Origin of the sequence: Winogradskyella sp. A2, from assembly GCF_046762865.1 — a bacterium.
Lineage (GTDB): Bacteria > Bacteroidota > Bacteroidia > Flavobacteriales > Flavobacteriaceae > Winogradskyella.
The window spans coordinates 1-24245 of record NZ_JBKQXM010000009.1 but is presented as its reverse complement, the minus strand read 5'-3'; the positions used below and the strand labels follow the sequence as shown (position 1 = coordinate 24245).

Annotated in this window: 23 protein-coding genes; 4 read left to right on the top strand and 19 right to left on the bottom strand. The window is 32.2% G+C overall.

What is annotated here, in order from left to right:
- Positions 1-114: 114 nt before the first annotated feature.
- Positions 115-483, bottom strand: coding sequence for a hypothetical protein (locus ACFWV9_RS15270; RefSeq protein ID WP_411896100.1), 369 nt, complete (start codon positions 481-483; stop codon positions 115-117).
- Positions 484-798: 315 nt separating this feature from the next.
- On the opposite strand from ACFWV9_RS15270, the gene ACFWV9_RS15265 reads away from it, so the two are divergent.
- Positions 799-1491, top strand: a complete 693-nt coding sequence (locus tag ACFWV9_RS15265; protein ID WP_411896099.1) for a hypothetical protein — start codon at positions 799-801, stop codon at positions 1489-1491.
- A gap of 253 nt (positions 1492-1744) precedes the next feature.
- On the opposite strand, the gene ACFWV9_RS15260 is transcribed toward ACFWV9_RS15265, so the two are convergent.
- Both ACFWV9_RS15260 and ACFWV9_RS15255 read right to left on the bottom strand, forming a co-directional pair.
- Positions 1745-2848, bottom strand: a complete 1104-nt coding sequence (locus ACFWV9_RS15260; RefSeq protein ID WP_411896098.1) for a two-component regulator propeller domain-containing protein — start codon at positions 2846-2848, stop codon at positions 1745-1747.
- Positions 2849-3012: 164 nt separating this feature from the next.
- Positions 3013-3771 (bottom strand): DUF6090 family protein, encoded by a 759-nt coding sequence (locus ACFWV9_RS15255; protein WP_411896097.1) that lies wholly within the window; start codon positions 3769-3771, stop codon positions 3013-3015.
- A 408-nt stretch (positions 3772-4179) separates the two neighbouring features.
- On the opposite strand from ACFWV9_RS15255, the gene ACFWV9_RS15250 reads away from it, so the two are divergent.
- Entirely contained in the window at positions 4180-4656 is a 477-nt protein-coding gene (locus tag ACFWV9_RS15250) for an Hsp20/alpha crystallin family protein (protein WP_411896096.1), read from the top strand.
- Between the two features lie 94 nt (positions 4657-4750).
- Positions 4751-5287 (top strand): hypothetical protein, encoded by a 537-nt coding sequence (locus ACFWV9_RS15245; protein ID WP_411896095.1) that lies wholly within the window; start codon positions 4751-4753, stop codon positions 5285-5287.
- A gap of 641 nt (positions 5288-5928) precedes the next feature.
- On the opposite strand, the gene ACFWV9_RS15240 is transcribed toward ACFWV9_RS15245, so the two are convergent.
- The 14 genes from ACFWV9_RS15240 to ACFWV9_RS15175 form a co-directional block, all read right to left on the bottom strand.
- Entirely contained in the window at positions 5929-8718 is a 2790-nt protein-coding gene (locus ACFWV9_RS15240; protein WP_411896094.1) for a tetratricopeptide repeat protein, read from the bottom strand.
- 1 nt (position 8719) lies between these two features.
- Positions 8720-9850 (bottom strand): toll/interleukin-1 receptor domain-containing protein, encoded by a 1131-nt coding sequence (locus ACFWV9_RS15235; RefSeq protein ID WP_411896093.1) that lies wholly within the window; start codon positions 9848-9850, stop codon positions 8720-8722.
- A gap of 799 nt (positions 9851-10649) precedes the next feature.
- Entirely contained in the window at positions 10650-11000 is a 351-nt protein-coding gene (locus ACFWV9_RS15230) for a hypothetical protein (RefSeq protein ID WP_411896092.1), read from the bottom strand.
- 280 nt (positions 11001-11280) lie between these two features.
- Positions 11281-12060 (bottom strand): CPBP family intramembrane glutamic endopeptidase, encoded by a 780-nt coding sequence (locus tag ACFWV9_RS15225; protein ID WP_411896091.1) that lies wholly within the window; start codon positions 12058-12060, stop codon positions 11281-11283.
- 156 nt (positions 12061-12216) lie between these two features.
- Positions 12217-12936, bottom strand: coding sequence for a DUF6090 family protein (locus ACFWV9_RS15220; protein WP_411896090.1), 720 nt, complete (start codon positions 12934-12936; stop codon positions 12217-12219).
- A 452-nt stretch (positions 12937-13388) separates the two neighbouring features.
- Positions 13389-14303: a VOC family protein gene (locus tag ACFWV9_RS15215; protein ID WP_411896089.1), complete on the bottom strand. Its 915-nt coding sequence runs from the start codon at positions 14301-14303 to the stop codon at positions 13389-13391.
- Positions 14304-14456: 153 nt separating this feature from the next.
- Entirely contained in the window at positions 14457-15713 is a 1257-nt protein-coding gene (locus ACFWV9_RS15210) for an alpha/beta hydrolase-fold protein (RefSeq protein WP_411896088.1), read from the bottom strand.
- Between the two features lie 736 nt (positions 15714-16449).
- On the bottom strand, positions 16450-16827 hold the full coding sequence (locus ACFWV9_RS15205; RefSeq protein WP_411896087.1) for a hypothetical protein: 378 nt from the start codon (positions 16825-16827) through the stop codon (positions 16450-16452).
- A 26-nt stretch (positions 16828-16853) separates the two neighbouring features.
- Positions 16854-17330 (bottom strand): YybH family protein, encoded by a 477-nt coding sequence (locus tag ACFWV9_RS15200; protein WP_411896086.1) that lies wholly within the window; start codon positions 17328-17330, stop codon positions 16854-16856.
- Positions 17331-17421: 91 nt separating this feature from the next.
- On the bottom strand, positions 17422-18003 hold the full coding sequence (locus tag ACFWV9_RS15195) for a Crp/Fnr family transcriptional regulator (protein WP_411896085.1): 582 nt from the start codon (positions 18001-18003) through the stop codon (positions 17422-17424).
- Positions 18004-18191: 188 nt separating this feature from the next.
- Positions 18192-18647 (bottom strand): DUF423 domain-containing protein, encoded by a 456-nt coding sequence (locus ACFWV9_RS15190; RefSeq protein ID WP_411896084.1) that lies wholly within the window; start codon positions 18645-18647, stop codon positions 18192-18194.
- Between the two features lie 298 nt (positions 18648-18945).
- Positions 18946-19296: a DoxX family protein gene (locus tag ACFWV9_RS15185; protein WP_411896083.1), complete on the bottom strand. Its 351-nt coding sequence runs from the start codon at positions 19294-19296 to the stop codon at positions 18946-18948.
- Between the two features lie 9 nt (positions 19297-19305).
- Entirely contained in the window at positions 19306-19641 is a 336-nt protein-coding gene (locus ACFWV9_RS15180; RefSeq protein WP_411896082.1) for a DoxX family protein, read from the bottom strand.
- 288 nt (positions 19642-19929) lie between these two features.
- On the bottom strand, positions 19930-20685 hold the full coding sequence (locus tag ACFWV9_RS15175; protein ID WP_411896081.1) for a DUF6090 family protein: 756 nt from the start codon (positions 20683-20685) through the stop codon (positions 19930-19932).
- A gap of 325 nt (positions 20686-21010) precedes the next feature.
- Between ACFWV9_RS15175 and ACFWV9_RS15170 the strand changes: the two genes are divergently transcribed.
- Positions 21011-21850, top strand: a complete 840-nt coding sequence (locus ACFWV9_RS15170) for a mechanosensitive ion channel family protein (protein WP_411896080.1) — start codon at positions 21011-21013, stop codon at positions 21848-21850.
- A 230-nt stretch (positions 21851-22080) separates the two neighbouring features.
- On the opposite strand, the gene ACFWV9_RS15165 is transcribed toward ACFWV9_RS15170, so the two are convergent.
- The gene (locus tag ACFWV9_RS15165) at positions 22081-23016 is read right to left on the bottom strand and encodes a nuclear transport factor 2 family protein (protein WP_411896079.1); all 936 of its coding nucleotides are present in this window, start codon (positions 23014-23016) and stop codon (positions 22081-22083) included.
- A gap of 165 nt (positions 23017-23181) precedes the next feature.
- Positions 23182-24141 (bottom strand): hypothetical protein, encoded by a 960-nt coding sequence (locus ACFWV9_RS15160; RefSeq protein WP_411896078.1) that lies wholly within the window; start codon positions 24139-24141, stop codon positions 23182-23184.
- Positions 24142-24245: the final 104 nt, after the last annotated feature.

Genomic DNA, 24245 nt, shown 5'->3' with positions numbered 1-24245 from the left:
CGTTTTTCATTTCTTTCACCATATTTATCGATCCTTAATTAAATAATTTTCAATTTTGATTTTATTCAGTTTATCAGTTGCCAAATCAGACCAATTATTTATTAACTATGTTTCTTATTTCTGATGAAATAATTGTGGTTTCCTAATGTAAGAAGCAAATATGGTCGCGATTACAATCAAAATTGTCACTTCATAAGGCTTTCCTTTGTACATATGAATACACACAATAAAAGTCATATAAACTGCTAAAAGAGTAGTTCCAATTAGTATAGTTTTATTGTATAAGAACATTGCTGTAGAAATTAAAAGGAATATTCCTGTAGCAATCATTATACTGCTATTCGCTACAATTTTTTCCGTTTGATTTGAGTTAAGGATTTTATCCAAAGCGTTTGGAATATAGAACAGAGTTATTATTAATGAAGGTAGCCAAACTAATATTTTGTGTATAATTTTTTCAGTTCCTTTTGAGTTTTCAGTCATAATTATTTAAGTATTCGATCGGTTTTATAAAGGTTTGCCAACCAGTTTGTGTATGGTAAATTGCGCGATTAAGCAACTAAGTTAACAAACAAAAAAATAGAAAATTCCAGAGGACACGACCGCAGCGAACTGGCGTAACAATTTTCGTAAGTTGGCAGTGGCCAAGCAATGGTTTATACACGGTGTTGGCCTTTCGTTATTTTTTTGTTTTATGATGCGCACCTGGATTCATATTTCTTAGTTCAAAAATAATTTAATGTTAGTTTTAAATTTTGTAAATTTCATAAATAATTCCATTCACAATTAATTCCTTTTATGAAAAATTTACTTTTAATTTTCGCATTTTTATTTTCTGTCCAAGTCGCTTTTTGTCAAAAGTTTAGACTTTATCCTGAAATGGAAATCACTAGCCTTTCTTCAAACGAAAGTGAACTAACATTGATGAATGGAGAGATACTGGATGGTGAAATGGGATTGGCTACTGTGCAAACATCTTCTGGTCTTCAGCGCATCACTTCTGTGGTTGTATTCAAAAAAGGAGAAAAAAATCTAAAGTACAAGCCAAAAGACATTAAAGAAATTAAAATTAAGGCTAATTGGTCAGATATGTCAAGTAGTGATGCCAATAATGATAGTAGTTTGCAGATAAAGTTTTATGCAGACATGAAATCTGATTATTATATTTTTAGAACAGTTTTAGATAAAAAAGGTAAGCCTAGACTTATGCAACTTTTAAATCCGGGATTTGATAGTAATATCCAAGTTTATGTAGATGCTAAATCTAAAGATTCTAGTATTGCTGGGATGTTAGGTAAAGAAACTGCAAAATCCTATTACTTAACAAAAGGAACCGACGAAAAAGGTATTTATGTAAAAAAGTCGAAATATAAAAAGTTGTTTCCAAAGATTTTTGGAGATTGTGATGCTATGAAGACTGAATTCGGTGAGAAAATCAAATGGGGAGATTTTACACAGCATATATACGCATACGATCAAGATTGTAAATAAATAATATTTTTAAGAATAGTGCTATCTTTCGTCAGTATACTTTAATGGAGGTTACCGGTCTTGTGCATGGTTTAGCTTCGCCAGTTCTGCGTTTTCAGTGTCTCGTGTGTTATGTGTTTTAAGCAATTAATTTAGTAAACAAATCACAGATAGAAAATTCCAGCGGACACGAGCTTAGCGAACTGGCGAAGCAATTTTCGTAAGTCCGCAGTGACCATGCAATGGTTTATACACGGTGTTGTAATCTGGCTTTCTACAGTTCAAATTTTTCAAATGACTCTCCATTATATTTATAAACTCCGGCATTATGTGTTCCAAGCCAAAGAGTACCTTGTTTGTCTTTGTAAATTGAGAAGAGTAAAACTTCCGTGTCACCATCATTAATAGGATAATGAATTAGCTCATTTCCCTTATTTCTCCAAACACCATTATCATAAGTTACCATCCATAAGTCTCCGTTATTGTCTACTGTCATTGACATAAAATACAATCTTTCTAAGCCTTTACTTTCAATTCCTAACTCTCGTTGATAATTTATTTGTTTGAGGTCGTTAGTTTTTACGTTATCTCGCAATATTTTGTACTTGTACTTCGAATTACAAATCCAAATATATCCATCTTTATCTTCAATAATTGAACGAATTCCGAAAGATCCGCCTTTAGGTGTTTGTGTTAAATGATTTTCATACATCCAACTAATATCACTTCCATCATATTTATATATTCCTAAATTGGAAGTGCCAAACCACATATGATCTTTAGAGTCTTTATAGATATAATAAACACTATAAGGATTGTAACTAGCATTTGGATTAATAGAATTGAATTCATTCTCCATTTCATTTTTTGGAAATTGTAAATGATATAAATGTATCCCATCAAATCGATAAGGTCCGCTATTATTCCATCCCATTCTAAACCATAAATCGTTCGGTTCTAACTTCCACTCATTCTTGCCTGAGTTGTTTTCTATTATATCTAAAGCCGTAAATTGTTGCCCGTCAAATTTGCTCACACCCTCTGTGGTATCGAAGTAGAGGTTTCCAAATCTGTCTTCTTGTATCCCCCAAATATTATTTTCAATAAGCCCATCTTTCTCAGTGTAAAGAACTAGACCTTTGCCATCATATTTATAAACTCCTTTATCATTTCCTCCAAACCAAAGATTATTATTAGAGTCTTGGAAGATCAGTAATATTTTTTGGTCAAGTTTAGAAACAGTTTCACCAAGAGGAATAACTTTTCCAGGTGAATTTAAGTTTTTAAATTTATTTTGTCCGTTGCAAGAAAAAAATATAGATAAAGTCCCAAAGATTAGAATTATTTTAAATATTGTCATTTTTAATCTCGTTCTCATTTTCACGCAGGATTTGGTTTTTCAGTTTGCTTACAACATGTTCGTTCATGGTTTCGTTGCGTCTGAACTAAGTTAGTAAATGAAACACGAACTTTAGCGCATGTCTCAATTATTGCGTAAGGTTAGGGAAGAAGCAATGCATTATACGCGTTGTTGGGCTTTCGTTATTTATTTAATTCATTGTTTATTAAATCTAGCACATAATTAATATTTTCTATTGCGCTCACTGTGCGCCTAATTTTTCGAAGTCGAAATAAGGATAAATTTTTTAAGGCGGTGAGTAGTGAGCTATCAATTTTTATTTTATTATAATCTTTAATTTTATAACGGTATAGAGGGATTGAATCGTTTAAATAAGATGGTTTTATATTCCGGACGGGATCACTTGTTATTGTAAAGTATGATTTGAGATAGGGTGCAAACGCATTATCATTATCATATTCTTCAGCTGATTGATCTAATCTCTTAATAGATAACTCATACAAATCTGTGATTGCCTTTCGTAATGAATCTGATTTAACAATGGCAAGACCTTTAGATTTTAAATATTCCATACCACCAGATTTTGCGTATGTTCGAGTATCACCAAAAGAACGTCTTAGTGTTTTGGATAGTGTATCTAAATTAACCTTGCTTTGTTGAAGGAATTGTATACTTTTAAAAGTACTTGAAAGCATTTCATTATGATCTTTAAGATCATTATTTGCGTCCTTTAGTGTTTCAATTAAATCATTTTTTATTTCTTCTAAAATTTTCGTTTCAGTAATAGCATTCAATCTGGATTGATTCCAATTGTTTATTGAAAGTGCAATTAAAATTCCGATCACTACAAGAAGTATTTCTCCAATAGCATATTTAAAATACTTTCCAGCTTTGTTTTTATCCATAAGGTCGTATCTAATTTTTCTAAAAAACTTTATCATAAATCTAATTTAAGCATTTAGATTGTCCGCAAGCGGGTATCTCGCCTAAATGTCCACCGGATATTTAATTTACTAAGTATATCTTGGCTTGATAATATCATTGGTTAGCGGTTGGTTATAACGTAATAAAATGTGTTGTTGTATGGTTTGTTGCGTTTGCACTAAGATAGCAAATAGGAGTGAACCCCTTTTTCAGAAGTGACAGAAATTCCGAATAGGACACGAACGAAGTGAACTGGCGTGAGCAATTTCCGAGCAATGCACTATAAATGTTGCTGTGTTTTGCACGGTTTATAGAAAAATGTCATTTTGACATTTTATATAAAATGGCATTTAATTTGCCGTTTTAGTATCGAAATCAGTATAGATTTCTTTTTGAAATATTGTTTAATTTAAATATTTGTTATTATGAGCAATTTAATTAATGTTCCTAAAAATGGAAGTTTAAGTAACACTAATTCAAATTTAAACTTCCCGAGTTGGTCAAGTTGGATTGACGAAATTTTTAATCGAGATGTAGCTTCGGTTTTCACGTCTAATTTTAATACTGGAATGACACTGCCAAAAGTTAACATTAGAGAAACTTCGGATGCCTATTTTGTAGACATGGCAGTTCCAGGAATGAAAAAATCAGATTTTGAAATTCATTTAGAGGGCCAATTATTGTCCATCTCATCTGAGATAAAAGATCAAAATGAGTTCCAAGAGGATAATTTTACAAGAAGAGAATTCGGTTACTCTGCCTTTAAGAGATCTTTTACTTTACCAGAAACGGTTAGTGAAGAAAAGATAAAGGCTAAGTATAATGATGGCATCTTAAGTGTTCATTTGCCTAAAAAAGAAGAGGCAAGACAAAAGCCTCCACGAACAATAACGATATCCTAAATTATAATTTAAATTGTAAGGAGGTGCTATATCGCTTCCTTACTTTCATTTATTTCAAATAAAAAATAACTATTAATCTTTAAAGCGTATTGATATGAAAAGTTATGTTTATCTGTTTCTTTTTACATTTTTAAGTATAAGTTGTAATGGGCAAGTAGAAGAGCAGAAAAAAAATGAGACTTCCAAACAAGATGAAAATAAAGAGAATATTGTCCCTGAAGGTTCATGGCAGGTTAATAAAGAGTTTGATGAAAATGGGAATCTTACAAGGTTAGATAGTGTTTATAGTTGGTCTTCTTATGAGAGCCTGAAAGGTATTGATAACGACAGTATTATCAATAGGATGCAATCCTTAATGCAAAAGCGTTTCTCAATGATTCAATCACCGAGTATTAGTGGTTTTACTCAACACGATTCTTTAATGAGGCAATTTTTTTCAGATGATTTCTTAATGGATGACTTTTTCTCGAATGGTATAACCTTAGGAACACCTAATGTAGATGAGATTATGAAGCGAATGGAGGCCATGAGACAGCATTTTTTTAATGATAATCGCAGATACATAATTCCGCCAATAGCGGAAAACAAAAAAACTAACAAATCTAAAACTATTGAGAAAAAACAGATATAAAATTTATATGGTTTAATATTTAAAGCATTAGATTATGAAGAAAAAATCTATTAAATTAAGAATACTAAGCCAAGAGGGAGATTCTTATAAGATTCAATTTCCATATCTAAAAATCCCTGTTACAGTAAACAAAAAGTTATATAACAAAATGCTACATAGCACTGAGTACAAGTTTATTTCTTCTAATACCTCTATCAGGAGAACTTGTTAGATGTTATTTTTTAATAACATGAACTGTTAATGATTGCTCGTAACAATTAATCATTTTTTAATTATATTTTTCTGAAGTGATTTTGGAAGTGGATAATTGAATTTGATTTAACTCGAAGCCCGTCGAAAACGATTGATTATTGTACAGTCACTTTTATAATTTGGTTTAACCTTGCGATGTGAACGCATTTACTTTAAGCACTTAGTAATTAAAGTTCGCCTTAGGCGTCACGAGCACAGTCAACACATGCATTCCATTAAAAAGTAATAGGAATGACATTAATAATGTGTTCTCATCGGTTTCGGCTATGAGTAGTTGTGTGGGTTAGCATTTAATTCTGAAAACACACACCAAGTTGGAAATTCTGCAGGAATTTCCAAAGTAGGCGAGAACAAGCAATAAATTATACACGCTGTTGTGCTTTCGTTATTCAATTATTTTCTAATTCTTTTTCTAACTTTTCAATTATTTCTATGAAAGCCTGCTCTTTTCGGAGGCTATACATACTTTTATCCGTTTTCAACCAGTTCGTGTCTTTATAGCCCATATCTATGGCTTTTTGGAGCTGTTGCAGTGCTTTTTCTTTTTGATCTTTCATAGCATAGTACATTGACCAGTTACGGAAGACTCTGCCTTCATTGGGCATTATTTTTTCGAACTTAGCGAAAGCGGTATGAGCTTCTTTGAATTGATTGTTTTTGGTGTATGCAAAGCCAATATTATTATAAGACCATCCTAAAGACGGATTATTAGCTTCCAAGGCACCTTCCTTAATTACCAAAGCTTTTTGATGAAATTCTATTGCTTTTGTATACTGGCCTAAAGAAGTGTAGGTATTGCCAATATTATCATATGAATTTGCCAGTGAAGGATTGTTTGATTTATAAATTTGTTCTGCAATAGCCATTGATTTTAGATGATATTCCAATGCTGTATTGAACTGCTTCAAAATGCGATAGGTATATGCTATGTCATCATATGATCTGGCTAAAGAAGGATTCTTGGTGTCTGTATTTGCTTCCCAAATACTAATGGTTTTTTGCTGAAATTCCACTGCTTTGTCGTATCGCTTTAAGCCTTTATAACTAAAAGCTATATTCCGATATGAAATCGCCAAATAGGAATGATTAGGATCTAAAATATCTTCAAAAATTGCTATGGATTTTTGCTTATATTCCAGTGCCTTTTCAAAATCTCCAACAGAATCATAAGTACTGCCAATATTACCATACGAGGTCGCTAAAGAAAAATGTTTGGGATCTAAAATCTCTTCTCTAATACTAATGGCTTTTAGCTGATATTCTAATGCTTTATCGTACTGCTTCAAAGACCGATAGGTATAGCCAATATTGTCGTAAGATCCTGCCAGTTCGGGATGTTTGAGATCTAATATTTCTTCCTTAATAGCAATATTTTTATTATGATATTCCAATGATTTTTCGAATTGCCCTAAGTAGAGATAAGTCACACCAATATTATTATACGACCCTGCCAACTTAGGATGTTTTGGGTCTAAAACCTCTTGCCGAATAACAATGGCTTTTTGCTGATATTCTAGTGCTTTTTCGTACTGCCTTAAGTTTTGATAATTACTGCCAATATTATCATACAAAGTTGCCAACTCAGGATGCTTGAGATCTGAAATTTCTTCCCATATGGCTATGGCTTTTTGCTGATTTTCTAATGCTTTGTTGTACTGACCCAAGAATTGATGGGTTAAAGCAATATCATTGTAAGATAGCACCAAATCAGGATGTTTGGGGTCTAAAATATCTTGCTGGATGCCTATAGCTTTCTGATGATATTCCAAGGCTGTTTTGTACTGTCCTAAACCTTGATAGATCATAGCAATATTGTTGTACGAACGCGCTAATTCAGGATGTTTAGGGTCTAAAACTTCTTCACGTATGCCAATAGATTTTTGCTGATATTCCAGCGCTTTTTCATATTGACCTATATCTTTATAGATGTTGCCAATATTGTTGTAAAATGTGGCTAATTCAGGATGTTTGGGGTCTAAAATAGCTTCCTGAATTTCTGTTGCTTTTTGCTGATATTTCAATGCTTTTTCGTACATCCCTAAGAATAGATAAGTCGTACCAATATTATTATAGGATATCGCCAAATTGGGATGCTTGGGGTCTAAAATTTCTTCTCTAATATCAAATGATTTTTGATGAAATTCTAATGCTTTTTCGTACTGCCCTAGGCCTTGGTACGCAAGCGCAATATTGTCATACGAATATGTTAAATCAGGATGCTTGGAGTCTAAAACTACTTCTTGAATGTCTATGGCCTTTTGCAGATATTCCAATGCTTTTTCAAATTTACCATCGGAGTTAAAAAGTTTAGCGGTTTTAGTGTACCATGTCGCTAGTTCTTGTTTATCAAGATTTAGCTCTACCGAATACTTTATCATGGTATCATAACATAAGATGGCATCTTTATAATCAAAAATAGACTCAGATGCACCTGCACGGGTTTCCAATTCTTTAATGGCCGCTTTAAATAGCTTTGAGCTGGCTGCCAAGTCTAAAGCTGCATCGTTAATACTTAGAGCTTCCCTTGCTTCCTGTATAGTTTTACCTTCATCTAATAATTGAATATAGCGTAAGACCCGTATCGAGGCATTATCTTTATTGATAGATGCAATGTTTATAGCTTCCTTATAAATAATCAGAGAATCGGCCTGTTTTTGAAGATTAGCAAGCTTCGCCGTTATAGTATTTATTTGAGCATAATCCTTTTTTTGAGCCGATAATAACTGATTGTACTCTTTTTCTTTTTTAGCTAAAGCACGGTCCGATGACGTCTTTATGATTTTATAATATCGTTGGGCAACACGGTCGCGTTCCCCTTTTAGACAAACGATTATTTCAAACTCATCTGATGCATAGGCAGGAACTTTGCAAATATCTACTTCCTTGTCATTAACCAATTCTATGATCTTTCCATTAGCATCTTTATTCCCCAAAGAGATATTTACAGGATAGCCTACACGTGCATTTTGGAATACTAAGTTATATGCACCATCATCTGCAGTGTAAACAACATTTGCCTTTTCTAAACTTTTAATGCTGGCTGATATTTCAACACCTACTGCAGGTTTTTTGCCACTATTAAGGAATAATATCTTCCCACGGAGCGTATTGTTTTCTTGCGCTGTTAGAACCTGAGCAAATAGAATGGTTACGGCAAAGAGAAAAACAAATCTTTTCATATTATTCGGTTTTTGTAAGTCTGATTTCGGCATCAGAAGATTTCGGATAAAAATATTGGCTTTTGGTTTCGAATCCCTCTTTTGAAATTGTGAGCTTGTAACCATCTGTGACTTTATTTGCACGCATGTTTAATGGTAACGTCACCTTAAAAATGCCATTGACATCTGTAAGTATTATGGTATCTGTATTAATCATTACCTTTGCATTATCAATAAAATTCTGACCGTTTCGTGTTTTAACCACACCTTTAATAATCCCTAAACTACTATCCTTTTTTATTTTCAAGGAAATGGGATTACCATCAAACACAAAAACGTTATTGCTGTTGGCTAGTTCCCAACCTTCTGACTTAAATCCAATAGTTATAGTATCGCCAAGATAGTCTGGAAGGATGTCACCAAAATTGGTTCTTCCATCTTCTCCGATTGTTTCTCTCATGGGACGGTTTCCGATAGAAGTGTTTAATTCTCCACTATGTTCAAGTACAACATTGCCATCTTCGTCTGTGACAAAAACCGTCAATTGATATTTTTCTGATGTTCCAATTTTTGGAAAAACATTTATATAACCCATAATCTCAGCAAGACTGCCAAATATGCCAATAATTAGAGATGCAATAAATACGTATTTCCAAATTACTGGTTTTAATATGCTAGATTTATTAATTGACTTTTTTTTGGTAAAGCGTCTTTTGTTTGGTGGATTGACCAGTTCGATTAGCTCATTTTCTGGTGAGCAATTCTTTTTGGTTATAAGGTGGATATCCTCTATTAATCTTCTAAATAAGGGATCCGTTGATTTTTTATTCCAATTTACTAAATCGACATATTGTCTTCTTCTAAAAGCCAAAGGAATTTCAACTTCCTCTATACGAACAGGGATTAAAATATTTCGCTTTTTACCCTCAGCAGCCTCAACGGCCACCCATTCACTTCCTATAGAATTATGAGACCAGAGAACAATTACACATTTAGATTCTGCTATAGCTTTTTCAATAACACTATCAAACGTTTTACCTGCAGGTATTTCGATATCCCACCATACATCAAAACCTTCTTGCGCCAGAACATCTGCAATATATTGCGCATATTGTTTGTCTTTCTTGGCGTAACTTATAAAGATATCATGCATGAGACTAACAAGTTAATTAATTTTGTTTTAAACTACTCAACTTAGTTGCAGTTTCTAGTTTTTTCGAAGAAAATCGTGATTTTGCAACCTGTCCAATTATTCTAAAGAATTTTATCATTGGTTATTTGTTGGTTATAATGAAGCACAACACAAGAGTTAAACGTAGTTCTGGTTTGAGAATGAAAAGAAAATAAATTCTCAAACAATAATTAGAGAAGCAGAATTCTATATAATCTCTAATTATTGGTCGTCAATTAACCTCGCGGAGCGAGGTGCAAATTGTAGAATTTATTAGATTGGTAATTCGAGGACCACGGCCAAATGGAAGCATTCATGAATACAGAATTATTACCTTAGAATTGCTATGAACTAAATTACTTTTAACCCACGATGGTGCACGTTTTATTTACCAAGATTTTATTTTATTTTTTGAGCTCATGAATCTCGCAAGCTCGATTTGGCTCGAAGCCCGTCGAAGACGATTGATTATTGTACAGTCACTTTTATAATTTGGTTTAACCCTTGTGATAAGAACACATTTACTTTAAGGACGAGAGTGCGAAGCACATAGTAATTAAAGTTCGCCTTTGGCATCACGGATACAGCGAGCACATGAATTCCTTTAAAAAGCAATAGGAATGACATGAATAATGTGTTCTCATCGGTCTTGTATAACCTTCAGTTACGGATTTATATGCTTCAATTTTTCGGTTTGACCTTGTCTTTAGCAATTCCGAGTGGATTCGGACGTAGTCGAATTCGCCGTAATTGCGGTTATAGATTGTTGCCCACTGTATTTTTAATATCCAGTTCCACTAAATTTATAAAATGTTGTATCAGATTTTATTTCAAATTTCACCCATTTGTCTAGAGATTCTCCATTCGTATAATATCCACCACCACTTATTTCCTTTTTTCCATCCGACCGAGTGAATGTCAACCAGTAAAAACCATCAGATTTATTTTGTACCATCGATAAAAATTCTGTCACGCTTTCATTTGGCTGAATTCTATCAATTTTTATCACTTCCAATCTTTCCGATGTTGTAAATTCCACGTCGGTTATCGGTTTGTTTGAGTTGTTTTTAATTTCCATCTCAATTCCTTTTTCTTTGAACAAAGAACATGAGTTCAAAGTCAGAATTATCATTATTGCGAGTAATTTTTTCATATTGTGGGCAACGTGTTTGTTTATGGTTTAGCTTCGCTGATTATTTTCCCCAGTTCGTTTTTGTATCCGCCATTTTTTTAAAATGTCGAACAAAAATCTCATAGTTTTAATAGTTGTCTTAGCCAGTACGACGCTTTCAGCGTCTCGTGTGATACGCGTTTCAGCGGCTAATTTAGAAAACAAATCAAATATAGAAAATTCCAGCGGACACGAGCTTAGCGAACTGGCGAAGCAATTTTCGTAAGTAGGCTCTAACTAGCTATAAATTATACACATTGTTGGTTTTAGTGTTTTTATTACATTGTTTTCTTTTATCTCTAAAAAACAACCAAACACATAAAATTATAATTATTGCTAAAGTATAATAAAAACCAGTTCTGTTAGGTTTAATAAATCCACCAATAAGAAAGTTGCCAACGACATGAGCTGTAATTGAAGCAATAAGTCCAAAATTTAAATAAATTAGACCAAATAAGAAACCATAAAGGATAATATATACAACGTAAATAAAAGATACTTCTACTCCTACGAGTGCATTTCCAATATGGATTAAGCCGAAAATCAGAGAAGAAATAATTAAGCCTAAATATTTCTTATTCTTTTGGTTAAAGAAATTTAATAATGTACCTCTAAATGTAATTTCTTCAAATATTCCAGCGCCTAGAGCCTCAATAAAATTCTCTATTTTAAAAGCCAAAAGAAGGTATACAAAATCCCCTGTTCTAATTGTGGCGTAAATTCTATATGGAAATTGTATTAGCAAGGCAAACAAAATCCCAATTAGTATAGTTATGAATAAAGAAAAGTTTATTCCAATTAACTTCGGTGGATTTAAATTGATTTTCTTAAAATAATAATTACTTATATAATAAGTTACCACAACGTATAATCCGATGGAAAATATTTGGATACTAAGTTTTATACTATTTTCTTCTAAATCAAATGTAAAGAACATTAATATACCAGATAGGAACATGAATAAAACTGTTATTCCAAAAATGCTGAAATATTGTGAGAGCTTTACGTTTTTTAATGGCATCGCAATTATTTTTTAGCATTAAAGCCAACGTGTTCGTGTATCCATTGTAGTGTTGATAAACTAAGTTAGGAAAAAAGGACCAAGAGTGTTTAAATTCGGCAGAATTTCCTGAATAATCCTTAAAAACTATGAACTATACGCGTTGTTGTGCTTTCGTTATTTTTTATTCAATTCATTATCTATCCCAATAATTAATTCATTGGCCTCTTCCTTAACATAGAATAACAGTCTTAAATAATCATGTATTTTGTTAAAAAATTGATTTAACTCAGCTATGAACTGCTTGTCATTTAGATCTTCTATAGTTTTATAAGGTTCATATTTTTTTTCGTACGCCCTTTTCCAATTTAATTGTGACTCAATACTATTAATCTTTTCATAAATACCAGAATTATAATCCTCTATAATTGAATAATATTTTTGTAAATCGATTATAAGCTCTTTATTTTTTACAATTTTAACAGAACCATAGTATATAAATGATTGGTATGTTCCATTGTTTGGTACAAAAGGGGAGGGTTTATTCATTAACCTTTTGTAATTCAACACATTACTGGAATCAAGTAATGGGATCAAATCTACTTCGTGAAGGTCGAAAGTAGAATCTACCATATTAAAATAAGATAGGTGTTTTTGATATCTAAGGATTAATGTATCCGCTCTTTTAGAATCTAATTGTAATTCATTTTTAATGCCATTTAAGAATTCCATTTTGTCATTTGTATACTTTTTAGCTTCATTCCAATTATTGATCTGCAAAGCAATAAGTATTCCTATAACTACAAGAACAATCTCACCAACCGCATACTTTAAATATTTTCCAGTTTTATTTTTCTCCATAAGGTCGTAGCGAATTCGTCTAAAAAACTTAATCATAAACCTAATTTAAGCATTTAATAAATCCGCAAGCGGCTATCTCAACCAAAGTTCTACCAGACCTTTGATTTTGCTTTGTAAAATTGTGTTTCGATAATACCATTCGTTATTGGTTAGTTATAATGAAGCACAACGCTCTTCTGTATGGTTTAGCTTCGCTGATTATTTTCACTAGTTCGTTTTTGTATCCGCCATTTTTGTAAAATGTCGAACAAAAATCTCTTAGTTTTAATAGTTGTCTTCACCAGTTCAATGCTTTCATTATCTCGTGTGTTCCGTGGTTAAGCACCTAATTTAGCAAATAAACATCGAATAGAGACGAACAAAGTGAACTGTGCGTAGCAAAAATCCGATAGGATTTTCGTAAGTAGTCGAGAATAAGCAATGAATTATAGCCATTGTTAGCAACAGTTTTTTGTCAATTTGTTAAAATGTTTAGTCTATTCGGGTTATCAGTGCCAGATACCTTCCGGAATTAGCTTTTCCTCTACTATTTCTACTAGCAGACTGTCTGGACCTCTAACAAAAAAACTTTTCATACCATGAATAGGATCAATTTTTATATCATGTACTATATCCAGCCCATCAGATCTCATTTTATTCCTTAGATGCTCAATATTTTCAGTTGAAAAACCAATATGATCGATTGCGCTACCATCAGTTGGTTTAATTTCTTTGTTAGGCCACCATGATACTTCCCCAACTGATTTACCAAACACGATGATATTAATATTATTGATTTTTAATCGATTCCATTTCCGCCGAAACTCGTTCTTCCCAAAGTATTTCACTTCTTCAGATGCTGGAATCAAGCCAAGATGGGATTCAAACCAGTTCATAGTTTTATCAACATTAGTTGATAGTAAATGTATGTGTTCAAATCTATGGTTTTTATTCCCAGTCCAAACTTCGATTATCTCCTTTTCTGGGCCACGAAAGTACATGTAAAAATTATTGCCAAGAGGCGTAATGGGTGTATGTACTGCTATTCCTTCTTTGACTCTCCAGTCAAATTCAGATTGACCATCTACACCAGACCAACCAATATGCCATAAACTAGAACCCAAATGTGTTGGTGGTGCAGTATCGACAAGATTCATTAGTAAAAACGATTTTTCCGTAAAAAGAGCATCCACGCGATCTCGGTATTTTACTTCAGTTGCACCAAAGTATTTTTGATAATATGCAATAGTTGAATCTCTGTCTGTAACATTTAGATGGACATGATGAAAATTCACTTTACCTAATTTCCCAACATCTTGGGATTTTTCAGGTACCTGTTTACATCCAAAAAATTGAAATATTAGAACAGTCAAGACAATCAAGGTATTTCTATATTTTATGTTATACATAGTATTCGGATTCATTTCGTTTAAATTGCTTCTAACAGTCTTGTGCTTGGTTAGTTGTGATTAGCAACTACTATAACAAAAGGGGACGAGTCTGAAGGAAATTCTCTGAATTTCCCGAATATCACTTAGACACCCAAGCAATTAATTATACACGTTATTAGCCTTTCGTTATTTTTTATTTAGAGCTTCAATTCTTTCTTTATAGTAATCGTCACCACTTATTTCATAGGCCTTGTTTAAGTATTTTAAGGCATTCTCTTTGTCGTTTTGAGATTCATAATACTCAGCCATCGAATCATAAGCATTTGCACTTGTTGGATTATACTTAATATTCATTTCAAAAAACATGAACGCCTTCTTAGGTTGTCCCATTTGCATATTCATGTAGCCGTAGCCATTTAACATTTCGTCTATCATTGGTGCAGTGGGAACACCAAAATGTTCAGTGTAAATTTGTTCTTGCTCCTTTAATAGCGAAACCAATTCTTCTATAGGGGTTTCTGGATTATTATATTTTTGTGGAGATTTAAATTGATACCATTCAAAAAGAAAAATCAGCCCATCTCTTATTGATGGTAACGGAACTGTACCATGTAAATCTTCATTATAGACCTTCCATGAAAAATTTAATCCATTCTGTTTTTGAGATTTAGTATAATTTGAAAACTCAATGATTGAACGTGCAGACAAAGTAAACTCTGAAGAGTCATCCATAATATTCTCCATGGTTATTTCTTCATTCCACATATGTAGCTGCTCTGCTGCTAAAGACACATAAAGGGATTTGCCTTCATAACTTGCTGTACTTAGCTTTTCTTTTGCCTCCTTCAATAATTTCTGGTCGTCCCAATCCAAACTCGGATCTATCGCTATATAATTTTGAAAAATATGTGCATGATTAACCAACATATTTATAGTAAACAAACCGGCATAAGAATGCCCTATTAAGGTACGATAAGCCATGGTTGGGTACTTACTATCAATATATGGGATGAGTTCCTCTTCCATAAATTTAATAAAGGTTTCTGCACCTCCTGTTTCACTATTGAATGCACTACCGCGTCTCATTTTTATCTGCGAAGTAGTTAAATCTCTTACCCGGTTGCTGCGATTAGAAACCCCAACAAGTATCATATGTGGAAGATAATGCCCCCAATAATTACCATAAACAGCTTCTAAAGTGCCTTCTAGTGAAAATCCATCCATTAGATAAATTACGGCATATTTTTCATTATTATCTGGCTGAAAATTAGCTGGTAATCTTACCCAAAAGTCACGGCTTTCACTTAAAGTTTTAGAAAATATGGAATCTACTATTCGATTTTGAAATTGCTCTGTTTGGGACTCAGTTGATTGTGCAATTGCATGTTGATTCACCATTAAAATCGATCCGATAAGTACTAATAAGTAGATGTAATATTTCATTAATTTCTTTTGAATTTAAATTTAACTAAATACAATCGTTAAACTAAAAATTTAAATTGGTTATTAGTTGTTCATAATGAAGTCTAACACAGGGGTTAAACGTAGTTCTGGTTTGAGAATGAAAAGATAATAAAATCTTAAACAATAATTAAATAAGTGGACTTCCATATAATTTCTAATTATTGGTCGTCAATTAGCCTCGCGGAGCGAGGTGTAAATTTTAGAATTTATTAGATTAAGAATTCGAGGGCCAGGGCCAAATGCGAAGCATTCATGAATACAGATTTATTACAATTGAAATGCTCTGAACTAAATTACTTTTAACCGACGATGGCACACGTTTTATTCGCCAAGATTTTATTTTATTTTTTGAGCTCATGAATCTCGCAAGCTCGATTTGGCTCGAAGCCTGTCTAAGGCGATTGTTTATTGTAAAGTCACTTGTGTAATTTGGTTTAACCCTTGAGATGAGAACACATTTACTTTAAGGACGAGAGTGCGAAAGCACGTAGTAATTAAAGTTCGCCTTTGGCGAATGTGTTCTCATCGGTCTTGTGTATGAGTAGTAGCGAATTAAATACCACTACTTTTCTGAAAGTAATTTACAAAATAAAAAAGAATAGCGATTTGAGTTATAACTCAAATCGCTATTACTTATACACGTTGTTGTAGGTAGTCTTTTGTTATTCAGACATTCGCTTGCAACTAAATCCTTTATTTGGCTACTCCAAACAATTCATACATTTGAATTTTTGGAATTCAGATAAATTAAAGCACCTCCTGCCAAAGCAAGGTCTTTTAATAAATTTGTCATATACATTTGTGCCATTTCTCTACCTGCTAATATACCTGGTAAGTGCATTGTTAATACAAATGCAAAGAGTAAGACTGCCAGCAAAAAACTAGACCAATCATCAAATTTTTGGATTATTATGCAAATTCCGGCTATAATTAATGCTGTGCCTGTTAGGTATATCCAAAAAACACCACCCGGAATTGGAACCATGTCTACCATCACATTGGCATTCAAAAAGTGAAATAGTCCAAAAATAACCATCGGTATTGCATACAGATATTTACCAATCTTACTAATATTATAAATTATATTTTTCATATTTTAAGGTTATAGTTTTGATTAAATTATTTTGTTTTATTGAACATATAGCGTGCAATTTTCCATTCCCCATCTACTTTTTCGAATACGAAAAGCTCTCTGTTTGCTTCAGGTGCTTCAGCTCCATTTACAAGTATTTTAACTGTACCTTTTGAACTAGTTACAGCAAAAGCCATATTTCCCTCCACTTGAATTTCTTCAATAAAAAATTCTATGTTCAATTGAATTTGAGAAAATACAAATTTGTAAGATTTTAAAATACCTTCAGTACCAATACCAGAAGGTGCTCCAGTTGGCATAAAAACGCCATCCTTTGTATAAAGTGAAGTTGCTTTTTTTGCGTTAGAATTGTTTAATGTCCCTTTGTAGGTCATTAATAAATTTACGATTTCTTGTTTTGCTAATTTTTCCATTGTTTCTGCGTTTTTAATTAAATTTTCTGATTTGTTTTGACAAGAGCTTAAAAATATTATTGCCATTAAAATAATTGCTAATTGTTTCATGATTTATAGTATTGATTATTAACACTACAAAGATGTGATGGAATGGAAAGATTTACCTATAAGGTACTTTAAGAAAGACTCTTAATGTAGATTAAGATTTTGAAATATTTTTTCGAATAACACTTAGAAATTCTGGTGTTACGCCCAAGAATGATGCTATTTGAACGTTAGAAATGCGATTGAAGAAGTATGGATGACGTTTTAAAAAATCGAGATAACGTTCTTCGGCTGTTGAGCTAATATTTTGCAATACACGTCTTTGAAAGGCTACTAAGGCGTTTTCAGTAAACACTCTGAATAATTGATTGAATTTCGGATAGTTGATAAACAAGTCTAATTGGTCTTGTTTTTTTATTTGAAGAATAATTGAATTCTCTATAGCCTCTATATAGAGTTTACTTGGTTCTTCCGAATGAAAACTACCAATATCACCAATCCACCAATTTTCTACCGCAAATTGTAGATTATGTTCCTTACCCTTTTCATCAACATAGTACATTCTAAAACAACCTTCTACAATAAAAGTATTTAGCTTGCAAACATCACCTTCTTGAAGTATAAATTGTCTGCGTTTAATTTTACGTTCTACAAATGCAGTTTTTACAGCATCTATTTCTTTACTATCTAAAGGTAGAAGATTTGAAAAGTATTCTATGATTGGTTCTGTGTTCATTTTCCAGATTACCTACAACGTGTTAGTGTATGGTTTCGTTGCGGAATGGTACGCGAGTTTCATTCCGCCGTAACCATAAAAATAGCAAAAAGACTTGAAATTCCGATTAGTACACGAGCACAAAGTGCGAACTGGCGTAAGCAATTTCAGCCGTAATAAACTATAGTCGTTGTTGGCAAACGTTATTTTTATAGTCCAAATGTTTCAGTTATCAGTCCTTTATATTTTTCAGTATCTTTTTTAAACTTTCTTTTTATAGCTATCCAAATAACTACTCCAAAACCGATAATTAATCCGCCTACAATATAAGTCGATGGCTCGTTCTTTGTAGATATAAACAATCCAAGAATAAGTCCCAATCCTAAAATTATGTGAGTGTAAACTATCAATTGAATCAAAAAATGTTGATTAAAAGAGATTTTTACATTTGTGGTATTGTTTGTATTGTCATTCGACAGCTTTCCGTTAACAACAGTCCAATTTTGAAAAGCCATATACCAAGGGTAAAGAACTCGTTTCCGAAAGCTAAAAGTTGTCGGATTCTTTCTGTCAAACACAAACCCACCGATAGAATTAAGTTCCGATTCTAATCTTTCAGTAATTTCATTTGGTCTCTTTTCTATTTTAAAATTCCAACTTTCCATTTTTCTTGTTTTTAATGTTTGCCTTTGGTGTCACAAGCACAGCGAACACATGAATTCATTTAAAAAACAATAGGAATGACATGAATAATGCGTTCTCATCGAGTTTGTGCATGATTTCGTTGCGTGCTTCAGCAACTAATTTAACAAATACAAACCGAATAGAAAATCCGCGAAGATTCTCTTAAGTAGGAGAGTACTATCAATTAATTATACACGTTTTTAGCTTCTGTTTTTTAATTATTATTCAATCATCTAAATTTTATCACTACAATATTTCCAGAGTTATGAACTTAATATTTCAATTAGTCATTAAATTCATTGATGAACAAAATATATATGTATTTAAAATCATATAAAATAAAGCTGGTAGAGAAATCCAAATATCATCTTTTAGTCTTAATCTTACTATGAGACCGGCGAGCATGAGTAACGCAAGTCCAAGGGATGAAATCACTAAGATAAAATTAAATACAAGCCCAGCTAACAAGCCCAAAGCTCCTATAATTTCTAAAACAACGATTGTTAATCCGATTTTTTCTAGCCCAAAACGTTTAAACTCATTTTTCATATGCGGTGCGTTAAAATAGGAAAAAGCATAAGCAAAAAATGACAAACTTGATATTAAAGTACATATTGTAACTATAAGCATGCTTGTTTTTTAGATTGATGAATATGCTATGAAAGCACTTAGGGCTAAAAGAATTAGAGATGGTAAATGTTTAATAAATGGATTCCTTATTTTGTAATGAAAATATTGAGCGCCTATCATTAATAATCCCATAAGAATAGATGGAATAAGAACTAGTGAAGAATACCAAATGCCTGCAACAAGCAATGTTGCTAAAGCTATTTTTGTTGCTCCTACTAAACTTCGAGTTAAATCACTTAATCCAAATTGTTCGAATTCTTTTAATACATTATGAAATCTAAACGTCCAAACAAATACCACAGATATTGCAACGATAAGTTGTGCCAGGTATAATAAATTTTCCATTATTTTTATATTTAATTTTTCCTACTCTTTTGGCTTTTCGGATATCGCCCTGTTTTATATAAAATTACCGTCTTCCTTATTTAATAACTATTAAATTTTCGTTTCGAATAATTGAAGCTAACGTGTTTGTTTATGGTTTAGCTTCGCCAGTTCAACGCTTTTAGTATCTCGTGTGTTGCGAGTTTTAGCAACTAATTTAGCAAACAAATCACAGATAGAAAATTCCAGCGGAATTTTCGTAAGTCGGCAGTGAACTAGCAATTAATTATACACGGTGTTGTGCTTTCGTTATTTTTCAATATCTTCTTCAATTAATACTATAGTTTTTTCTACTATGTCTAGAATATTTTTACAAATTGATGCTATGTAGGAATTATTTGATGAAGCTAAAACATATGTATTTTTTAAACTTTTATCACCTTTAATCATTTCAATATTCTGCTTTAATAAAATGGAATCATTTTTATCAAAATTCACTTTTTTCCTATTAAACATTAGCTCATAATCGATAGAATTAATATTTTTTTTATAAAGGAATTCGTGATACTCATATTTTAAATGTTCTTCCATCATTGCAAGTTGCACATATTTTGAATTTAAATTTAAAAGATGTTGTCGTATTTCATTACTATTAATTAATGACAATTGACCGGAACTTTTAAGTTCGCTAAATGAGTTGTTGTTTGGGTGATGAACTCTCCAAATAAATGCTCTGAACTGATTTTTATTGAAAGAGACTAAATCTTGTTGTCTTTTTCCATCAATGTAATCCCTTATAGTATCAGAAGCTTTAGATTGGTTTTCTTTAAATTTTATCATTTTTTCTAAAGCAATTACTTCTTGATTTAAATCCTGAAGAATATTATTTAGATGTACAATCTCATTTTTTCTTAAATCACTATTCTCTCGACTAATATTTAATTGCAAAGCAATCAAAATACCAATAACAACTAGTATGATTTCTCCGATTGCATAAATCAGATACTTACTGAATTTATTTTCAGTCAGCAATTTTTGACGGATTTTTCGAAAGAATTTAATCATTAGTGGTTAGTTTCTTTAAAGATATGATATTATTTGAATTGGGAAGTCCGTATAATGAAGCACAACGTTTTTGTGTATGGTTAGTTGCGTGTTTCAGCAACTAACCATACACAAAAACGAACGCGAGAAAATTCCGAAGGAATTTTCCAAATAAGCACTTGCCAAAGCAATTAATTATACACGTTGTTGTCTATAGTACTATTTTGAAAGTGTCTCGTATTATATTCGTAGAAATAGTTAGAAATCGTAATAAAGATATATTATTTAAACTACCTTATAACGAAGCACTAAATCTGATAAATAGATTGGCTAGTTATAAATTAGAATGGAAACATTAAATCAAATTTTAGAATCTGAAATCTTTACTTTAAGGACTTACACACTAAAAGTTTCTCAATTGGTTAGTATTTTAGTAATCGTTGTTGTGACTAAATTAATACTTTGGGTACTTAAAAAAGCATTTTTTCGTAAAAATAAATCTAGCAAAATAGATACTGGAAGCACCTATGCCTTATTAAAAATTATTAAATATATCGTATGGATTATTGCAATCGCATTAGTATTAGAATCCATTGGTATTAAAGTTACTTTATTAATAGCAGGTTCGGCCGCATTATTAGTAGGTATTGGTTTGGGATTGCAGCAAACATTTAACGATGTAATATCTGGTATTATATTACTTTCAGAACGCTCTATAGAAGTGGGAGATGTTTTAGAAATTGATAATGATGTAGTTATAATTGAAAGTATAGGTTTAAGAACTTCCAAAGCAATGAATAGGGATGATATTTCTATTATTATTCCAAATTCTTTGATTACTACTAGTAAAGTAATTAATTGGAGTCATCAATCACATCAAACCCGTTTTAAAATTAATGTTGGTGTAGCTTATGGAAGTGATGTTGATTTTGTGATTAAAAATTTAGAAAAAAGTGCCTTTGAACATCCCGAAATTCACAATAAGAAATTGATTGAAGCTCGTTTGTTAAATTTTGGAAGCTCATCATTAGATTTTCAACTTTTATTTTTCAGTGCAAATATTTTTAGAATTGGAAAAATGAAAAGTGACATTAGAAGACTAATTAATAAGAATTTTTCTGACAATAATATAGTAATTGCATTTCCTCAAATGGATCTGCATCTTAAATCCAATATTAGTGAATAAAATAAGTACCAATAGGTTAATGGTTTATAGAATTAATTTTTTTTGAATTTCTAAATTATTATTTCAAAGAACATTATTCCTTTGTATTATAGACAACGGTAAAGTGTATGATTTCGTTGCGTGTTTAAGCTCTAAAGTTAGCAAATAATCACAGATAGAAAATTCCAGCGGAATTTTCGTAAGTCGGTAGTTACCTGGCAATTAATTATACACGGTGTTAGCAGCAGTATTTAATTATCGATTCCAAATTCGAGTTGATGGTTGTATTCTTCAGAGGAGAAAGTGCCTTTTGAATCTTTAATCAGATTATTCTCGCTCATTGTCCAAAGCTCAAATCCACTAACTTTCACTTTATGTCCTTTTCCTTGTGGATCAGTATCGGTTCCAGTTAGGGTCCAATGAAATTCGATTCCATTAGTTTTGTGAACTAAACTGTCACAACTTACCTTCATATCTGGAAATTTGGTCATAAAACTTTGTGCAACATTGAAAATTTCATTTCTCCCAATAGCTGGTTCACCATCGTTTACCTGCAATGCTCCGTCATCCTCAAAAAACATCGCAACAAACTCAGGTCGTTGACTACCCCAGACCTGGGCATAACCTTGTGCAAAAAGGTTTATGTCAAATTTTAATTTTTCTTTAGGTTGCTCGTGAACTGACCAAGCAATACTAAAAAGTTTCCATTGGTTATCTGATTTTATAAGCGTTATATGGTTTATTTCTCGTTTTCCAGGCACCCCAAATCTGTTAATAATCGCATCGGCCTTTACCAGGGCCATTCGCTCAGTTTCAATGATCTCATAATCATCAACGATCTCTAAATAAGGTATGGATTGATTGGCACTGTATATTTCATAAATTTCATCAACAGTCCAATGTTTAGTCATCCATTTCTCATTACTTAGGGATGTGTTCCCTACAATGGCCTCATCGTAAATCAATTCTTTCATTGCATCGACATTTTTGTTTCCTGCCGCGAAGAGAAGCTCTTCGACAAATTTCACTATTTGTTGATTTTGTTGATTTTGTTGATTTTGAATTGAGTCTGCTTTGACCTTCGATTGATGATCTAACTCTGGTTGTTTCTGACTAAATTGACAACTGAAAATTAAGAATGGTAGTGTCAAGAATGAAATAATTTGGATAGATGAGAGTTTTGACATTTACTTTAGAATTTATTGCTGCTAACGGTCTCGGCTATGATTTCGTTGCGTTGAAAATTCCAGCGGAATTTTCGACCGTAGAAATCCAGCCGTTTAAAATTAAACTAATTTTCGTAAGTGGGCGAGTACTAGCAATTAATTATACACGGTGTTAGGCAACGTTTTTTATTCAAATATTTTTTCCAAATTCAGATATTCAGTTTCGACAAAGAAGATGCTCCATTCTCCATATTCATAGTTCCCTAAATTCTCTGATTGGCTAAAAAAGAAATATTTTCCGTCTCTCGAGAATCTTGGACTACTTTCTTCATTTTTTGAATTGATCAACTGTCCGATAGGTTTTGCTTTGCTCCATCCATTTTCTGTTTTTTTACAGACAAAAATATCTTCGCCACCCTTTCCACCTGGTGCATCGTAAGAATTGAAAAGCAAATATTTTCCATCAGGTGAAATTACTGCCGAATAAACCCAAAACTTTTCGTCATCCCAAATGCCTTCAATTTCTCTCGGTTCAGAAAAAACTTTGCCATCAAATTTTGTTTCATAAAGTTTTATGCTTTTTGTTCCACGCATCATAGTTGTGAAATAAAAAGTTTCGTTATCATTAGAACAAAAGAAATTATTGTTTGAAGATGGCCATTGTTCTTTTTCTATTTGAACAGCATTAATTGGTTCAGGTAATGGTTTTGGTTTACTCCAGCCTTTGTCTGTTTTTTCCATCATCCAAATATTCATATCAAAATTTCCTTTATTCGGCTTGTTTGGGATTTCACGCTCTGAACCAAAAAAAAGAAATTTTCCGTTTGGCGTTATCATAGCTGTTTCGTCTCTATCAGTTGAGAATTCGGCAAGTTTTGGTGTTGACCATTTACCATTATTAAAATCACTCTCATAAATCATTTGCTTTTCTTCGGGTGCTCTTCTAGAAAAGTAGGTTTTTAGTCCATCAGCAGAAAATGTTAACTCAAATTCACTGTTATTTTCAGTTGAAATTATTCCTTTTGCAAATGGGGTTGGGTTTGAAACTATTTCTGATGAGTATTTAACTACCGGTTTTTTCTGTTCGTTATTACAACTTAAAAATCCGAAAATTATAATTATGAAAAGGATGTTTGTTTTTTTCAAAGCGTTTGTTTTTAATGTTGCCTAACACAAGGGTTAAACGTAGTTCTGGTTTGAGAATGAAAAGATAATAAATTCTCCAACAATAATTAGAGAAGCGTACTTCC

What these genes read in the sequence shown, in the direction of transcription:
- ACFWV9_RS15180 (WP_411896082.1), bottom strand. Translation starts at nt 19,641, where the DNA reads ATGGAAAATTTATTATACCTGGCACAACTTATCGTTGCAATATCTGTG.
- ACFWV9_RS15255 (WP_411896097.1), bottom strand. Translation starts at nt 3,771, where the DNA reads ATGATAAAGTTTTTTAGAAAAATTAGATACGACCTTATGGATAAAAAC.
- ACFWV9_RS15235 (WP_411896093.1), bottom strand. Translation starts at nt 9,850, where the DNA reads ATGCATGATATCTTTATAAGTTACGCCAAGAAAGACAAACAATATGCG.
- ACFWV9_RS15190 (WP_411896084.1), bottom strand. Translation starts at nt 18,647, where the DNA reads ATGGAAAGTTGGAATTTTAAAATAGAAAAGAGACCAAATGAAATTACT.
- ACFWV9_RS15185 (WP_411896083.1), bottom strand. Translation starts at nt 19,296, where the DNA reads ATGCTTATAGTTACAATATGTACTTTAATATCAAGTTTGTCATTTTTT.
- ACFWV9_RS15205 (WP_411896087.1), bottom strand. Translation starts at nt 16,827, where the DNA reads ATGAAAAATATAATTTATAATATTAGTAAGATTGGTAAATATCTGTAT.
- ACFWV9_RS15270 (WP_411896100.1), bottom strand. Translation starts at nt 483, where the DNA reads ATGACTGAAAACTCAAAAGGAACTGAAAAAATTATACACAAAATATTA.
- ACFWV9_RS15260 (WP_411896098.1), bottom strand. Translation starts at nt 2,848, where the DNA reads ATGAGAACGAGATTAAAAATGACAATATTTAAAATAATTCTAATCTTT.
- ACFWV9_RS15200 (WP_411896086.1), bottom strand. Translation starts at nt 17,330, where the DNA reads ATGAAACAATTAGCAATTATTTTAATGGCAATAATATTTTTAAGCTCT.
- ACFWV9_RS15265 (WP_411896099.1), top strand. Translation starts at nt 799, where the DNA reads ATGAAAAATTTACTTTTAATTTTCGCATTTTTATTTTCTGTCCAAGTC.
- ACFWV9_RS15240 (WP_411896094.1), bottom strand. Translation starts at nt 8,718, where the DNA reads ATGAAAAGATTTGTTTTTCTCTTTGCCGTAACCATTCTATTTGCTCAG.
- ACFWV9_RS15170 (WP_411896080.1), top strand. Translation starts at nt 21,011, where the DNA reads ATGGAAACATTAAATCAAATTTTAGAATCTGAAATCTTTACTTTAAGG.
- ACFWV9_RS15175 (WP_411896081.1), bottom strand. Translation starts at nt 20,685, where the DNA reads ATGATTAAATTCTTTCGAAAAATCCGTCAAAAATTGCTGACTGAAAAT.
- ACFWV9_RS15245 (WP_411896095.1), top strand. Translation starts at nt 4,751, where the DNA reads ATGAAAAGTTATGTTTATCTGTTTCTTTTTACATTTTTAAGTATAAGT.
- ACFWV9_RS15220 (WP_411896090.1), bottom strand. Translation starts at nt 12,936, where the DNA reads ATGATTAAGTTTTTTAGACGAATTCGCTACGACCTTATGGAGAAAAAT.
- ACFWV9_RS15225 (WP_411896091.1), bottom strand. Translation starts at nt 12,060, where the DNA reads ATGCCATTAAAAAACGTAAAGCTCTCACAATATTTCAGCATTTTTGGA.
- ACFWV9_RS15210 (WP_411896088.1), bottom strand. Translation starts at nt 15,713, where the DNA reads ATGAAATATTACATCTACTTATTAGTACTTATCGGATCGATTTTAATG.
- ACFWV9_RS15215 (WP_411896089.1), bottom strand. Translation starts at nt 14,303, where the DNA reads ATGAATCCGAATACTATGTATAACATAAAATATAGAAATACCTTGATT.
- ACFWV9_RS15195 (WP_411896085.1), bottom strand. Translation starts at nt 18,003, where the DNA reads ATGAACACAGAACCAATCATAGAATACTTTTCAAATCTTCTACCTTTA.
- ACFWV9_RS15230 (WP_411896092.1), bottom strand. Translation starts at nt 11,000, where the DNA reads ATGATAATTCTGACTTTGAACTCATGTTCTTTGTTCAAAGAAAAAGGA.
- ACFWV9_RS15165 (WP_411896079.1), bottom strand. Translation starts at nt 23,016, where the DNA reads ATGTCAAAACTCTCATCTATCCAAATTATTTCATTCTTGACACTACCA.
- ACFWV9_RS15250 (WP_411896096.1), top strand. Translation starts at nt 4,180, where the DNA reads ATGAGCAATTTAATTAATGTTCCTAAAAATGGAAGTTTAAGTAACACT.